Source organism: Acidibrevibacterium fodinaquatile, from assembly GCF_003352165.1.
Taxonomy (GTDB): domain Bacteria; phylum Pseudomonadota; class Alphaproteobacteria; order Acetobacterales; family Acetobacteraceae; genus Acidibrevibacterium; species Acidibrevibacterium fodinaquatile.
In genome coordinates this window covers 3,431,205-3,444,550 of the sequence record NZ_CP029176.1, presented here as the reverse complement: position 1 = coordinate 3,444,550, position 13,346 = coordinate 3,431,205, and the positions used below count along the sequence as shown (strand labels likewise).

Here is a 13,346-nt window from a genome sequence, read left to right as displayed (position 1 = left end):
CGAGAAACCAGGACAAACGTCTTTTTGCTTCTTTTTCTTCAGAAAAAGAAGCACTTCCTAACGACCCGGGCCGAGATATTTCCGATAGGCGGCGATCCAGTTCGCGGCAATGTCATGCTGCGCGGTGGCGAGCGGGAGACGGTGGGAACAGACGAGTTCGTTCAGCGCCCGCTCCAAATCGTCCTTGCGCGCTGCATCCCAGCCATTGCGGGCATGGCGCGGCTCGACCCAGAGATTGGCCCAGGCCAGCGGCGCGCCGCCGAGTTCGAGCGGGATGAGATGATCGAGTTCGTAAAAACGCAGCCGCTCGCCACGATGGCCATAGGCCGCCATCAGATCGCGCTTCATCCGATAGCTGACATCCTCGGGCGGGCGGACGCTGTGGGCGTAGCCAGGAACGCAGATCGTGCTTGCGATATTGGCCTCGGTCACCCGCGGGTCGATGGCGCCCGGTGTCAGCCGCGGATCGGGGAGAACTTGCGCGCCGGCGGGAAGAGCGATGACAAGGAAAAAACCCGCGAGCGCGAGCCGGCGCCGCATGTCACCGCTCACCGGCCACTATTCCGCCGCCGCTGCCACCGGCGCAAGCATGTGAAACCCTTCATAGCCGTTTGCCGCCACCTTTTCGCAGATTTCACGATAGACGCCGACCCCGCCGATATAGGGCATGAACACGCGCGGCTTGCCCGGAATGTTCGCGCCCATGTACCACGAATTCGCGGCGGGATATAATGTCTTGTGCGCGACCTCGTTGACATGCGCGACCCAAGAATCTTCGGCCTCGGCGCTCGCCTCGATGCCGGCGGCGCCCTGGGCGCGAAGATCGGCGAGGCAGCGCACGATCCAATCGACATGCTGCTCGATCGAGACCATCATGTTGCTCAGAACCGAGGGACTGCCAGGGCCGGTGATCATGAAGAGATTGGGAAATCCCGCCGCCATCAGGCCGAGATAGGTGCGCGGCCCGGCCGCCCATTTCTCACGCAGGCTTTCGCCCTTGTCATTCTCGATCGCAATCGCGTTGAGCGCGCCGGTCATGGCATCGAAGCCGGTCGCGAAGACCAGCGCATCGCATGCGTAATGCGCATCCTTGGTCTCGACCCCGGTTTCGGTGATCGCGGTGATCGGGGCTTCGCGGATATCGACGAGGGTGACGTTGGGGCGATTGAAGGTCGCGAAATAATCGCTATCGACACAGATGCGCTTGGTGCCGATCGGATAGCTGGTCGGCGTGAGCTTCGCTGCCGTCTCGGGATCGTGGACGATCGCGCGAATTTTCTCGCGCACGAAGGCGGCCGCGGTTTCGTTCGCTTCCTGGCTGACGATCAAATCGTTGAACGCCGCCATGAAGGGAATCCCGCCCGCCGCCCAGCGTTCCTCGTAGATCTTGCGGCGCGTCTCGTCATCGACCTCGAGCGCGGATTGATTGTTGAGGTCATAGACGATGCCGTTTCGCGTCTCCCATGCCCGTGCCCGCAATTCCGGATAGCGCGCTTTCCACATCGCCTCGTATTCCGCTGGCATCGGGCGGTTATGGGCCGGGATGCTGTAATTCGGCGTGCGCTGAAACACCGTCACCGCCGCTGCCGCTGCCGCAATCACCGGGATCGCCTGGATCGCCGACGAGCCGGTGCCGAGGACGCCAACCCGCTGGCCGGAAAAATCGACCTCTTCATGCGGCCAATGCCCGGTGTGATAGGTGGGGCCGCGAAAGCGCTCGCGCCCGGGAAAATTCGGAACCCGTGCCGCAGACAAACAGCCAGTTGCCATCACGCAGTATCGCGCCATGACGCGATCGCCGCGATCGGTTGTGATCTCCCAGCGGCAGCGGGCGCGCTCGAATTGGGCGCGCTCGACACGGGTCTCGAAACGAATATCGCGGCGGAGATCGAAACGCTCGGCGACGTGCTGGGCATAACGCAAAATCTCGGGCTGCGGCGCGTAGATTTCCTGCCAGTGCCATTCTTGCTGTAACTCGGGAGAAAATGAGTAGGAATACTGCATGCTCTCGACATCGCAGCGGGCGCCAGGATAGCGATTCCAATACCAGGTGCCGCCGACATCGCTCGCCGCTTCGAAGACGATCGTGCGCAGGCCAAGCGCGCGCAGCCGATAGAGCAGATACATCCCCGAAAACCCGGCGCCGACAATGACGACATCGACCTCGCCGGTGAGCGGTGGACCCGATTCCCGCACCGTCATGTTCGCTTTCTCCCTTTATTTGCCATCATATCAGCCGATGACCCCGGCCTCGCGCCATGCCGCGATCTCATGCATCTCATAGCCGGCTTCACGCAGGATCGCCTCGCTATCGGCGCCGAGCGCGGGTGCGCGGTGCGGCGGCGTTTTGGCTTCGCCGGCGATCTCGAACGGGCTGCTCACGGTCAAAAAATCACTGTCGGCGAGCGGGACGAGCGCGCGAATGGCGCGCGCCTGATGATCATGCGCGATATCGCTCGGCGTTGCGACGACGCCGAAGGTGAGACCATGCGCATCGAGGCGCGCGCGCCAGTCGGCGAGATCACGGCAGGCGAAAACCTCGTCGAATACCGCGATCAGCGCCGCGGCATTGTCATGACGCGCTTTGGTGCTCGCAAAACGCGGGTCGGTGAGCAGATCGGGACGATCGAGCGCTTGCACGAGATCGGGAAATTGCCGGTCTTCGTTGAGCATCGACAAAATGAACCAGCGCCCATCCCGCGTGCGATAATGATGGGCGCAGGCATTCGGCGCCCGCTCGCGCGGCGGCCGAGGGAAGAACTCAGCGCCGCACAGGGCCGCCTGCGCGAGACAACCATTCGACCACAGACCATTGGCGAGCAGCGAGGTTTCGACATGCCCGCCGCGTCCGGTCCGCTCGCGACGCAGCAACGCCGTAACGATCGCGGCATAAAGCGCGACCGCGGTCGGATGATCGCCCATGCCAGGCACCGAGCGCGCCGGCGGCTGATCGGCGCTCGCGCGGACTTGGTCCATCAAGCCGGAGCGCGCCCAGTAAGCGGTCGAATCGAATCCCGTTTTGCCCGCCTCGTCTCCCACCTCGCCATAAGCGGTGAGCGAGGCATAGATCAGACGTGGGTTGCCCCGCGAGAGATCGGCGTGGGCAATGCCAAGCCGCCCACGCACGCCGAGCGGCATATTGGTGATGAACACATCCGCGCTTTCGACCAGGCGGAGAAGGATGGCGCGGCCGGCGGCGGATTTGAGGTCGAGCGCAAGGCTCCGCTTATTGCGGCCATCGAGCAGCCAAGTATAATTTTCCGCGCTGCGCGGATAGCCCGGCATCGCCGCCAGCGCGCGATAAGGATCGCCGGCGCCAGGCGGTTCGATTTTGATTACCTCGGCCCCGAAATCCCCGAGGATGGTCGCAGCGGCAGGCCCGGCGATGAAACTCGCGCAATCGATGACCCGGAGCCCGGCGAAAAGCGACATGGGGTTTCCTCGTAGCAGCCTTTAGCGCAATCAGAGTGCCATGCTCTCCCGATGTGGGCAACCGCCGCCGATTGCGCCGCACCTGCCAGGCTGCTTGACGGGCGGCGCCTGTCATCGCGCAAGGGCAAGGGCGCGCATAATCCGGACGAGTCTCTGAACAACGCGTTGCAGCAGCGGATGTCAGGTATGCCGCATGACTGTCATGGAGAAGGGTGGGAATCAGTAGTTACAAAAAATTCTTGAATGAGCATTTTTTGTTATATATCTTGGCGCCCCAGCGGAAGGTGAGGGCGTTCCGATGTATACCCAGGCTCTGAACATCGCCGAGGCGCCGGGCGCGCCGGTCGATAGCGCCGCCGAGGCGCGGTTTCAGGCGCGGATCGATGCCGAACAGCGGATCGAGCCCAATGATCCCATGCCCGAGGCCTATCGCCGCACCCTGATCCGCCAGATTAGCCAGCACGCGCATTCGGAAATCGTCGGCATGCTGCCGGAGGGGAATTGGATCACCCGCGCGCCCTCGCTGCGGCGCAAGGCGGCGCTGCTCGCCAAGGTTCAGGATGAGGGCGGGCATGGGCTCTATCTCTACGCCGCCGCCGAGACGCTCGGCGTCGCGCGCGAGACGCTGGTTGATCAGCTCTTGCGCGGCGAGGCGAAATATTCCTCGATTTTCAACTATCCGACCCTCACCTGGGCGGATATCGGCGCCATCGGCTGGCTGGTCGATGGCGCTGCGATCATGAATCAGATCCCGCTCTGCCGCTGCTCCTATGGCCCTTACGCGCGGGCGATGATCCGGATTTGCAAGGAGGAGAGTTTTCACCAGCGCCAGGGGTTCGAGATCATGCTGACGCTTTGCCGCGGCACCCCGGCACAGAAGTCGATGGCGCAGGATGCGCTCGATCGCTGGTGGTGGCCGGTTTTGATGATGTTCGGCCCGCCTGATGCGCAAAGCCGCCATAGCGAGAACTCTGCGCGCTGGAAGATCAAGCGCTTTTCGAACGATGAACTGCGCCAGAAATTCCTCGACGCGACCGTGCCGCAAGCGCAGTTCCTCGGCCTTACGATTCCCGACCCCGCCCTTACCCGCGATCCTGAAACCGGCCATTGGCGCGCCGGCCCGATCGACTGGGCGGAGTTCGAGGCGGTGCTCGCCGGACGCGGCCCGTGCAACCGCGATCGTCTCGCGGCCCGGCGCCGCGCCCATGATGAAGGCGCCTGGGTGCGCGAGGCGGTGCGGGCGCACGCCGAAAAGCGGCGGGCGCGGGCGGCATGAGCGACGCTGATTTCCCGCTCTGGGAAGTGTTCATCCGCAGCCGCAACGGCCTTTCCCATCGCCATGCCGGCTCGCTCCACGCCGCCGATGCCGACATGGCGTTACAAGCGGCGCGCGATCTCTTCACCCGCCGCGGCGAGGCGGCATCCCTCTGGGTGGTGCCGGCCGCCGCCATCATCGCCTCCGACCCCGATGACGCGGAGATGTTGTTCGAGCCGACCGGGTCGAAAATCTACCGCCACCCGACATTTTACGAGGTACCCGAGGATGTCGGGCATATGTGAGCCGGCGATGGGCGCAATGGTGGGCAGCGCCGTGACCCTGGCGGAGACGCCGCTTCTCTCATACGTCCTCGGCCGCGCCGATGACGCGCTGATCCTCGGCCATCGGCTTTCGGAGTGGACGGGGCACGCGCCGATCCTGGAGGAGGAAATGGCGCTCGCTAATCTCGCCCTCGATCTGATCGGCCAGGCGCGGCTGCTTTATGAGTATGCCGGCGTGATCGAGGGCGCCGGCCGCAGCGAGGATGATTTCGCCTATTTCCGTGACCCGCCGCAATTTCGCAATCTCCTCCTCGTCGAGCAGCCAAACGGCGATTTCGCGATGACGATGCTGCGCCATTTCCTTTACGCCGCCTTCGCCGATCCCTATTGGCGGGCGATGATGGCGTCTGCCGATGCGACGCTGGCGGCGATCGCGGCGAAAGCCGAGAAGGAGATGGCCTATCACCTCCGCCATGCCGCAGACTGGGTGATCCGGCTCGGTGACGGCACGGCGGAAAGCCACCGCCGGCTCGAATCGGCGCTCGCGACGCTGTGGCCATTCACGGGTGAGATGTTCCGCGCCGAAGCGGGCGAGGCGGCGCTGATCGCGGCTGGCATCGTGATCGATCCGGCGACCCTGCGCCCGACCGCGGAGGCGACCATCGGGCGCGTTTTCACTGAGGCCGGCCTCACCCGCCCGGCCTGTGATGGCTGGCAGAGCGGCGGCCGGCGCGGGCGGCATTCTGAAGCGCTCGGCCATCTCCTTGCGACCCTGCAGCATCTCGCGCGGAGCCATCCGGGGGCGACATGGTGAGCGGCGCCGATCGCGTGACACGGGCGCGGGCGGCGCTGGCGACGGTTACGGATCCCGAGCTGCCGCCGCTCACCATCGCCGATCTCGGCATCCTGCGTGATGTCGTCGCCGATGGCGAGGGCGTCGAGGTGCTGATCACCCCGACCTATTCCGGCTGCCCGGCGATGGTCGAAATCACGGCGGCCATCCGCGCGGCCCTGGCTGAGGCCGGGATCGCCCCGGCGCGGGTGCGGACGGTGCTCGCGCCGGCCTGGACGACGGATTGGTTGAGTGCCGAAGGGCGCCAAAAACTCAGCGCGGCGGGGATCGCGCCGCCGACGCGCCAGCCGCCGCGTTGCCCGCGCTGCGCCTCGCCGGCGACCGAGCTGCTTTCTGCGTTCGGGGCGACGGCCTGCAAGGCGCTCTGGCGCTGCACCGCCTGCCGCGAACCGTTCGATGCCTTCAAATGCCACTGACCCGCCGCGCCTTTCATCGCCTGACGCTGCGCGAGGTGCGGCGTGAGACCCCGTCCGCGGTCTCGCTCGCGTTCGCGGTGCCGCCGGCGCTCAGCGACGCCTTCCGCTTCACGCCGGGGCAGTATCTGACGCTGCGCCGGGTCATCGACGGGGTCGAGGTCAGGCGTTCCTATTCGATTTGCAGCGCCCCCGGCGATGGCGAACTCCGCATCGCCGTCAAACACGTGCCGGGCGGGCGGTTCTCGACGCTCGCCAATAGCAGCCTCGCCGCCGGCGATGAGATCGAGGTCGCAACGCCCGCCGGCCGCTTCGGCCTTGCCACGGCGCGCGACGCAAAGCGCGTGTTCGCCGCCTTCGCCGCCGGCTCAGGGATCACCCCGATCCTCTCGCAACTGCGCGCGGTGTTGGGCGAAGAGCCCGAGAGCCGATTTTTTCTCGCCTATGGTGCCCGGAGTGGCGCCGAGATGATGTTTCGTGACGCGCTGTTGGCCCTCAAGAACCGCGCGCCCGGCCGTTTTGCGTTTTTCCCGGTGCTCTCGCGCGAACGCCAGGATCTCGATCTCCTCCATGGCCGCTTGGACGCCGATAAAATCACCCGCCTGCTCCGCCATGCGATCCCGGCCGGAGCCATCGACCATGCCCTGATCTGCGGCCCCGCGGCGATGGCCGAGAGCGTGGTGGCGGCGCTGCAGGATGCCGGGGTGCCGGAAGAACGCATCCGGCGTGAGCGGTTTTCGACGGAGGCACCAGCGCCCTCACCGGTGCCACCCTCCGCTGAGAGCGCGGCGGCGTGCCGGGCGACGGTGATCATCGACGGCGCCAGCCACGAGGTTCCGGTTGCCGAGGGCGAAAGCGTGCTCGCGGCCGGGCTCCGCGCTGGGCTCGATCTCCCTTATGCTTGCCGCGGCGGCATGTGCTGCTCTTGCCGGGCGCGGCTGGTCAGCGGCGCGGCCGACATGGCTTTGAATTATTCGCTGGAGCCATGGGAATTGGCGGCGGGCTTCGTCCTCACCTGCCAAGCCCAGCCACGCAGCGCCGCCATCACCGTCGATTACGATGAGGTGTGACGGCGCCGCGATGTCACGCGCTCTACACCTATTTTGGCGAGCAAGTTGGCCGGTTTTGATTGAACAGGATGGTTCAATCAAAACCTACCTTGCTCTAGCGGTGATAGTCGGCGGAGATATCTTTGTTGGTGTAGTCTTTCAGCAGCAACGTCGCGACCACCGAGATCACGCCGCAGATGAAGATGTACCAGGCGATCGCGTAACCCGAATGGTAGGAGGCAAAGAGCGCGGTTGCGATCAGCGGGGCGGGGCCGCCGGCGAAGATCGAGGCGAGCTGATAGCCGAGTGACGCGCCGCTATAGCGCAACCGGCCGGTGAAACTCTCGGCGATCAGCGCCGCTTGCGGCCCGTACATGATGTCATGCGGGATCAGGGAGACGACGATGGCGACGAAAATCCAGAACGGCACCACGGTATCGAGCAGCGCGAAATAAAGGAAGCCATAAAGCCCGGTCAGCACCGCGCCGAGGATATAGACCCGCCGCCGGCCGAAACGATCGGAGAGATGGCCCGAGAGCGGCACGGTGACGAGCGAAATCAACGAGCCGGCCAGCATCGAGAACAGCAGGAGATCGCGCGAGACCTTGAGTGTTGTGACGCCATAGGAGAAAACGAAGGCGGTGAAGACGTAAAACGGCGCGTTTTCGGCCATGCGAGCAAAGGCGCTGAGCAGGATTTCCTTGGGATGACGGCGCAGAACCTCGAGCATCGGCGCGCGCTCGATCCGGTTTTCCTCGATCAGGCGGCGGAAGATCGGGGTTTCCAGGATGCCGAGCCGGATCCAGAGCCCGAGCCCGACGAGGAGGATGCTGAGCAGGAACGGCACCCGCCAGCCCCAGGTCAAGAACTGGTCGCCCGAGAGGGCGCTGAACACCAGCACCGCGAGATTGGCGAGAAAAAGCCCGGCCGGCACGCCGAGCTGCGGCCAGGAGGCGGCGAAACCGCGATGGGCGTTGGTGCGTGTCCACTCCATCGCCAGCAGCACCGATCCGCCCCACTCGCCGCCGACGCCCACCCCTTGGATGAACCGCACCAGGGTTAGCAAAACCGCCCCCCAGATGCCGATACTGGCATAGGGCGGCACCAGGGCGACCAGGAAGGTCGCGACCCCCATGAGCAGCAAGGTTGCGATCAGCGTCGATTTGCGGCCGATGCGGTCGCCGTAATGGCCGAAAATCGCCGCCCCCACGGGGCGCGCGACGAAGCCGACGGCGTAGATCAAAAACGCCTGGAGCGTGCCGACCAGAGGGTCGGATTGCGGGAAATAGAGTTTCGCGAACACCAGCCCCGTCACCGTGCTGTAAAGAAAGAAATCGTACCACTCGATGGTGGTGCCGATGGTGCTGGCGACGATCGCGCGGCGCAGTTGCCGGGCATGATCTTCCGCTGAGAGTTCGTTTCCGGACATGGTTTTCCCCCTTGCCGATATTTTTTGCATTTGACCATTACGCCAGGCAGCGCCACCGGCACTGCCCCTCGGGACAAAAGTCTTTTTGCTTCTTTTTCTTCAGAAAAAGAAGACCCTTCCTTCCCCCTTTTCCCCTAACCTCGTATCACACCCTATCGGCCACCGGCATTGCGCGCGGCGGCGACGTGCTCGCGCAAAATCGGATAGAGATGCGCGTTCGCGGCGACGATTTGGCGGGTGGTGCGTGGGTCGCCGCCCTCGGGGTCGGTTGCGAAGCCGCCGGCCTCGCGCACGAGCAGGATGCCGGCGGTAATATCCCAAGGATGGAGACCGAATTCCCAGAACCCGTCGAACCGCCCGGCCGCGACCCAGGCGAGGTCGAGGGCGGCGGCGCCGAAGCGGCGGATCCCGGCGATGTGCGGCATCAAGGCGCCGAGCGCGCGGGCGAAGGCGAGGCGATCGCTGGCGCCGGTCTTGGCGAAGGGGATGCCGGTCGCGAACAGCGCGTCTTTCAGTTCGCGCCGCGCCGAGACCCGGAGGCGGTGTTCGTTGAGAAACGCGCCGCCGCCCTTTTCCGCCCAGAACATTTCATTCAGCGCCGGGGCATAGACCAGGCCGGCGGCGATTTCCGAGCTGCCATCGGGCAGGCGATGCTCGAGCCCGATGCTGATCGCCCATTGCGGAATGCCGTGGAGGAAATTCGTCGTCCCGTCCAGCGGATCGACTACCCAGCGCCAAGCCCAGTTCTCGCTGCCATGGGCGCCCGATTCCTCCATCAGGAAGGCATAGCCCGGTCGCGCGCGGCCGAGTTCCTCGCGCAAGGTCGCTTCCGAGCGGAGATCGGCCTGGGAGACGAAATCGGAAGGGCCCTTGACGCTGACCTGAAGCTGCTCGACCTCGTTAAAATCCCGCAACAGGCGCCGCGCCGCCTTTTGGGCGGCGTTGGCCATGATCGTCAGATGCGGGGAAAGCGCATGCGCCATCAGCTTTTGGCGCGCTCGACGTAGGAGCCGTCTTCGGTGCGGACGACGATTTTCTCGCCGGTCTCGATGAAGGGCGGCACCATGGTGCGCACGCCATTGGAGAGTTTCGCCGGCTTGTAGCTCGAGGCGGCGGTCTGGCCCTTGACCACCGGATCGGCCTCGACGACCTCAAGCACGACGGAGGCCGGCAAGTGGATCGCGACCGGCTCCCCCTCCACGAGATCGACGGTGACCGGCATATTGTCCTGCAAGAAGGGGGCGGCATCGCCAAGGAGATCGGCGGGCACCATCGCCTGCTCGAAGGATTCATTGTCCATCAGCACCAGGTTGGTGCCGTCGGTATAGGAATAGGTGTATTCCTTTTCCTCGGTCAGCAGGCGCTCGACGGTGTCGGCGGTGCGCCAGCGCTCGTTGGTTTTGTTGCCGGTTTTGAGGTCGCGCATTTCGACCTGGATGAAGGCGCCGCCTTTGCCGGGGGTGATGATCTGCTGTTTGAGCACAGTCCAGCGCCGGCCTTCATGCTCGATCACCTGGCCGGCGCGGATCTGGTTTGCCTGCTGCTTCATCGTCTCTCGATCTCTGATTGCTCTGGCTGGGGGCGCATGGAAGGCGGCTCTCTAGCCCGAAGCGCTGCCGGGGGCAAGGCGATGGGGTTTGCCCCAGGGGTCGCGCACCTGGTCTTCGCCGCTCAGATACTCGGGCCCGATCGGCACTTTGCCGAAACCACCAGGGATGTCGAGGATATAGGTCGGCAGCGCCAAGCCGCTGATGCGCCCGCGTAAGGCCGCCATCAGACGCCGCCCCTCCTCGATCGGGACGTGAAACCGCGCCGTCCCCGGCGCCGGGTCGAGCTGGTGCAGATAATAAGGCTTTATGCGCGCGGCAAGCATGGCGCGAAACAGCGCTTCCAGGGCGTCGGCGCTGTCATTGACGCCGCGCAGCAGCACCGATTGGCCGAGCAGCGGGATGCCACGCGTCTGGATGCGCCGCAGCGCGGCACGCGCGTCTGCCGCGAATTCGCGCGCGTGATTGGCGTGGATGACGAGAAACAGCGGCTTTTCGGCCTCCAGCGCCGCGGCCAGCGCCGGCGTTACGCGCTCGGGGCAGGCGATCGGGAAACGGGTATGGAGGCGGAGCGTCTCGACGTGCGGGATCGCGGCCAAGCCCGCCAAGATCGCGCGCAATCGGCGCGGCGCGAGCATCAAGGGCTCACCGCCGGAGAGGATGACCTCGCGGATCGCCGGGCGGGCCGCGATCCAGGCGAAGGCGGCGGCGAGTTCGGTCTCGCTCAGCACCCCGCCGGCCGGCCCGACCTGCTCACGGCGGAAGCAGAACCGGCAATAGACCGGGCAGGCGAGGAGCGGTTTCAGCAGCACCCGGTCGGGGTAGCGATGGACGATGCCCTTGAGCGGTGACAGCGCTTCATCACCGATCGGGTCTGGCCGCTCATGCGGCGCGGTGACGGCTTCGGCGGCGCTCGGGATGAATTGGCGGCCGATGGGGTCGTCCGGCTGCGCGATCAAGGCGGCGAGCGTTGGCGGAATGGCGATCGCGTAGGTGGCGCTGACAGCGGCGATGGCGGCTTCTGCACCCGCCGGCAGCAACCCGGCGGCGACCAGGGAGGCGGCGTCGCGAAGTGTCGGCGGGGCGGGATTGGGCATCGCTGAGGATCCGGAAAGAGGGCGAAGCGGGCGCGCCAGCCCGGCCCGGCTGTGGCGATTTTGCAACAAGCCGACGGCAATCGCGCGCGCGTTTCGCGCTATCCGACGCCGGCGCTTGCGCGTCATGGCTATATCGATATAAACATATCGACGGGCTTTATCGTCACTTTGCTTATCGCTTTTCTCCCGCTTCGACAATCTCTCAAAAGGCAAATCCATGCTTCATTGGCACAGCATCGCGCGCCGTGGCGCGGCCGCCTGGGTCGCGCCGATCGTGATCACCGGGGTCATGCTCGGCGCGAGCCGCGAGGTCCGCGCCCAATCCGCTTATCTGCACGCGCTGGAGGCGGCGCAAGCCGATCACGATCAACCGCTGCAGACGGCGGACGATACCTCCCAGGCGCCAGCCGGCAGCGCCGTTGCGAACCCGGCGCCGTCGGAGGGCTATCTGTTCAACCTCCAAGTTGCCAAATCGTTCGGCCAGACGCTCGCCGATCAGGGTATCTATATCGATGGCAGCTATACCAACATCACCCTCGACAATGTCTCCGGCGGCACGCGCACCGGCGCCATCCCCAATGGCGACGCGGTGTTCGGCATCAATCTCGACATGAACAAAATCGCCGGTGTTCAGGGCGCGCAGATCCATTTTTACGTGGATGATCGCCAAGGCTCGAATTTCGGCGACTACACCGGCACCGGCCTCGTCGACACCAATCAGACCTATGGTCCCAACGCCGCTTTCCGGCTTCAGGAACTGACCTGGGATCAGAGTGTGTTGGGCGATCATATCCGCTTCATCATTGGCCGCATGAACGATCTGCCCGATTTCGACACGTTTGATTTTGCTTGCAACTTCACTGACTTCACCTGCGCCAATACTGCCTTTTTCTACAATAACGACGCCAATTCGGCGGCACCGGTCTCGGCCTGGGGCGGGCGCGTCACCTTCAAGCCGACGCTCACCACCTATTTCCGCATCGCGGCGGAAGCGGCGGACGGCGACGGCTTCTACAACCGCGCGAACGAGGGCTGGAACCTCTCGATGACGCGTGACAACGGCGTCTTCTTGCCGCTCGAAGTCGGCTACAAGACTGATTTCTCGTCGTCTTCCTATCCGAGCCAGTATGACGTCGGCGGTTTCTACGACAATACCGGCTATAATTACTCCGGCCAGCTTTTCGCCAAGACCGGCCTGCTCGAGCCAATGGCGAGCATCGCAACCAGCGCGCCGCGCGAGGGCGTGTGGGCGCAGGCGTCGCAGATGGTCTGGCGCCCGGATAGGGACAGCAAGCGCGGCATCACCCTCTTTGGTGAAGTCGAGGCGATGGTCAACGGCTATGTGCCGATCCAGGACGAAATCGACGCTGGCATGGTCTGGCAGGGGCCGCTCGCCAGCCGGCCGCATGATAACCTCAACATCATCGGCGAATACTACAAAATGGGCAACGCGCTGGTGAATTATCAGACCGGCACCATCATCGCCGGCAACACGCACATGGCGGCCGACATGGAGGTGTTCGAAGTGGTCTATAACGCGGCGCTGGCGCCGGGCCTCACCCTCGGCCCAGTCGTCGAATACATCGTCAACCCGAACGATGCCGGGCCCGAGACGGCGCGGGTCAAGAACGCGACCCAGTTTGGCGGCCAGCTCGTGCTCACCCTCCCTGATCTGCTCGGCTTGCCGACATTGGCCCGCGTCAACTAACCGACCAACGACGGCGTTTCGCCCTACCACCCGCCTTGCCCCGCAAGGCGGGTGTCGCATTTGTGCAACAGGGCGCGACCTTCTCGCCGCAGATCCCCCCGATTCTCACGCGTTTGTGATTTCCGCCCCTTCAAATTTATCGGTGTTCGATATCTAATCACAGGTGCGATAGGTGGCGTTATCACGGTAACAGCTACGGATCGTTCCGCGATGCGAAGGGCAAGGGTAAACCCGGTATCGTCGCGGAGGGGTTTCTCGATCAACCCGAGGGAAGGGGAA

At 64.8% G+C, this 13,346-nt stretch carries 13 protein-coding genes; 6 read left to right on the top strand and 7 right to left on the bottom strand.

The genetic code is table 11. From position 1 onward, the window contains the following. Nucleotides 1–57: 57 nt before the first annotated feature. The 3 genes from DEF76_RS16355 to DEF76_RS16345 are packed head-to-tail and all read right to left on the bottom strand — an operon-like array spanning nucleotide 58 to nucleotide 3,432. Nucleotides 58–552 (bottom strand): hypothetical protein, encoded by a 495-nt coding sequence (locus tag DEF76_RS16355; RefSeq protein WP_205216040.1) that lies wholly within the window; start codon nucleotides 550–552, stop codon nucleotides 58–60. A gap of 6 nt (nucleotides 553–558) precedes the next feature. Next, nucleotides 559–2,202 (bottom strand): flavin-containing monooxygenase, encoded by a 1,644-nt coding sequence (locus DEF76_RS16350; protein ID WP_114913205.1) that lies wholly within the window; start codon nucleotides 2,200–2,202, stop codon nucleotides 559–561. Nucleotides 2,203–2,232: 30 nt separating this feature from the next. Next, complete coding sequence (locus DEF76_RS16345) at nucleotides 2,233–3,432, bottom strand: CaiB/BaiF CoA transferase family protein (RefSeq protein ID WP_114913204.1); 1,200 nt, start codon at nucleotides 3,430–3,432, stop codon at nucleotides 2,233–2,235. 298 nt (nucleotides 3,433–3,730) lie between these two features. Between DEF76_RS16345 and paaA the strand changes: the two genes are divergently transcribed. The 5 genes from paaA to DEF76_RS16320 are packed head-to-tail and all read left to right on the top strand — an operon-like array spanning nucleotide 3,731 to nucleotide 7,307. Continuing rightward, nucleotides 3,731–4,708 (top strand): 1,2-phenylacetyl-CoA epoxidase subunit PaaA, encoded by a 978-nt coding sequence (gene paaA / locus DEF76_RS16340; RefSeq protein ID WP_114913203.1) that lies wholly within the window; start codon nucleotides 3,731–3,733, stop codon nucleotides 4,706–4,708. Then, a complete protein-coding gene (gene paaB / locus DEF76_RS16335) occupies nucleotides 4,705–4,992 on the top strand; it encodes a 1,2-phenylacetyl-CoA epoxidase subunit PaaB (protein WP_114913202.1) in 288 nt (95 codons plus the stop codon). The genes paaA and paaB overlap by 4 nt, the downstream gene beginning before the upstream one ends. Before the next feature lie 7 nt (nucleotides 4,993–4,999). Continuing rightward, on the top strand, nucleotides 5,000–5,785 hold the full coding sequence (gene paaC / locus DEF76_RS16330) for a 1,2-phenylacetyl-CoA epoxidase subunit PaaC (protein ID WP_338025742.1): 786 nt from the start codon (nucleotides 5,000–5,002) through the stop codon (nucleotides 5,783–5,785). Continuing rightward, nucleotides 5,779–6,240: a 1,2-phenylacetyl-CoA epoxidase subunit PaaD gene (paaD, locus tag DEF76_RS16325; RefSeq protein ID WP_114913201.1), complete on the top strand. Its 462-nt coding sequence runs from the start codon at nucleotides 5,779–5,781 to the stop codon at nucleotides 6,238–6,240. The genes paaC and paaD overlap by 7 nt, the downstream gene beginning before the upstream one ends. Further along, nucleotides 6,231–7,307: a 2Fe-2S iron-sulfur cluster-binding protein gene (locus DEF76_RS16320; RefSeq protein WP_114913200.1), complete on the top strand. Its 1,077-nt coding sequence runs from the start codon at nucleotides 6,231–6,233 to the stop codon at nucleotides 7,305–7,307. The genes paaD and DEF76_RS16320 overlap by 10 nt, the downstream gene beginning before the upstream one ends. Nucleotides 7,308–7,401: 94 nt before the next feature. Here DEF76_RS16320 and DEF76_RS16315 read toward each other — a convergent pair whose 3' ends face one another. From DEF76_RS16315 to DEF76_RS16300, 4 genes are all read right to left on the bottom strand, one after another. Beyond that, nucleotides 7,402–8,715, bottom strand: a complete 1,314-nt coding sequence (locus DEF76_RS16315) for an MFS transporter (protein ID WP_114913199.1) — start codon at nucleotides 8,713–8,715, stop codon at nucleotides 7,402–7,404. 152 nt (nucleotides 8,716–8,867) lie between these two features. Continuing rightward, entirely contained in the window at nucleotides 8,868–9,698 is an 831-nt protein-coding gene (locus DEF76_RS16310; protein WP_114913198.1) for an inositol monophosphatase family protein, read from the bottom strand. Continuing rightward, the gene (gene efp, locus DEF76_RS16305; protein WP_114913197.1) at nucleotides 9,698–10,264 is read right to left on the bottom strand and encodes an elongation factor P; all 567 of its coding nucleotides are present in this window, start codon (nucleotides 10,262–10,264) and stop codon (nucleotides 9,698–9,700) included. Before efp ends, DEF76_RS16310 begins: the two co-directional genes overlap by 1 nt. Before the next feature lie 51 nt (nucleotides 10,265–10,315). Then, nucleotides 10,316–11,359, bottom strand: a complete 1,044-nt coding sequence (locus tag DEF76_RS16300; RefSeq protein WP_114913948.1) for a lysine-2,3-aminomutase-like protein — start codon at nucleotides 11,357–11,359, stop codon at nucleotides 10,316–10,318. Between the two features lie 217 nt (nucleotides 11,360–11,576). On the opposite strand from DEF76_RS16300, the gene DEF76_RS16295 reads away from it, so the two are divergent. After that, nucleotides 11,577–13,067, top strand: coding sequence for a carbohydrate porin (locus DEF76_RS16295; RefSeq protein ID WP_114913196.1), 1,491 nt, complete (start codon nucleotides 11,577–11,579; stop codon nucleotides 13,065–13,067). Nucleotides 13,068–13,346 lie beyond the last annotated feature (279 nt).

Coding starts and splice junctions, on each gene's coding strand:
- DEF76_RS16310 (WP_114913198.1), bottom strand. CDS start 9,698: ATGGCGCATGCGCTTTCCCCGCATCTGACGATCATGGCCAACGCCGCC.
- DEF76_RS16320 (WP_114913200.1), top strand. CDS start 6,231: ATGCCACTGACCCGCCGCGCCTTTCATCGCCTGACGCTGCGCGAGGTG.
- DEF76_RS16345 (WP_114913204.1), bottom strand. CDS start 3,432: ATGTCGCTTTTCGCCGGGCTCCGGGTCATCGATTGCGCGAGTTTCATC.
- efp (WP_114913197.1), bottom strand. CDS start 10,264: ATGAAGCAGCAGGCAAACCAGATCCGCGCCGGCCAGGTGATCGAGCAT.
- paaA (WP_114913203.1), top strand. CDS start 3,731: ATGTATACCCAGGCTCTGAACATCGCCGAGGCGCCGGGCGCGCCGGTC.
- DEF76_RS16300 (WP_114913948.1), bottom strand. CDS start 11,359: ATGCCCAATCCCGCCCCGCCGACACTTCGCGACGCCGCCTCCCTGGTC.
- paaB (WP_114913202.1), top strand. CDS start 4,705: ATGAGCGACGCTGATTTCCCGCTCTGGGAAGTGTTCATCCGCAGCCGC.
- DEF76_RS16295 (WP_114913196.1), top strand. CDS start 11,577: ATGCTTCATTGGCACAGCATCGCGCGCCGTGGCGCGGCCGCCTGGGTC.
- DEF76_RS16315 (WP_114913199.1), bottom strand. CDS start 8,715: ATGTCCGGAAACGAACTCTCAGCGGAAGATCATGCCCGGCAACTGCGC.
- DEF76_RS16350 (WP_114913205.1), bottom strand. CDS start 2,202: ATGACGGTGCGGGAATCGGGTCCACCGCTCACCGGCGAGGTCGATGTC.
- paaC (WP_338025742.1), top strand. CDS start 5,000: ATGGGCGCAATGGTGGGCAGCGCCGTGACCCTGGCGGAGACGCCGCTT.
- paaD (WP_114913201.1), top strand. CDS start 5,779: ATGGTGAGCGGCGCCGATCGCGTGACACGGGCGCGGGCGGCGCTGGCG.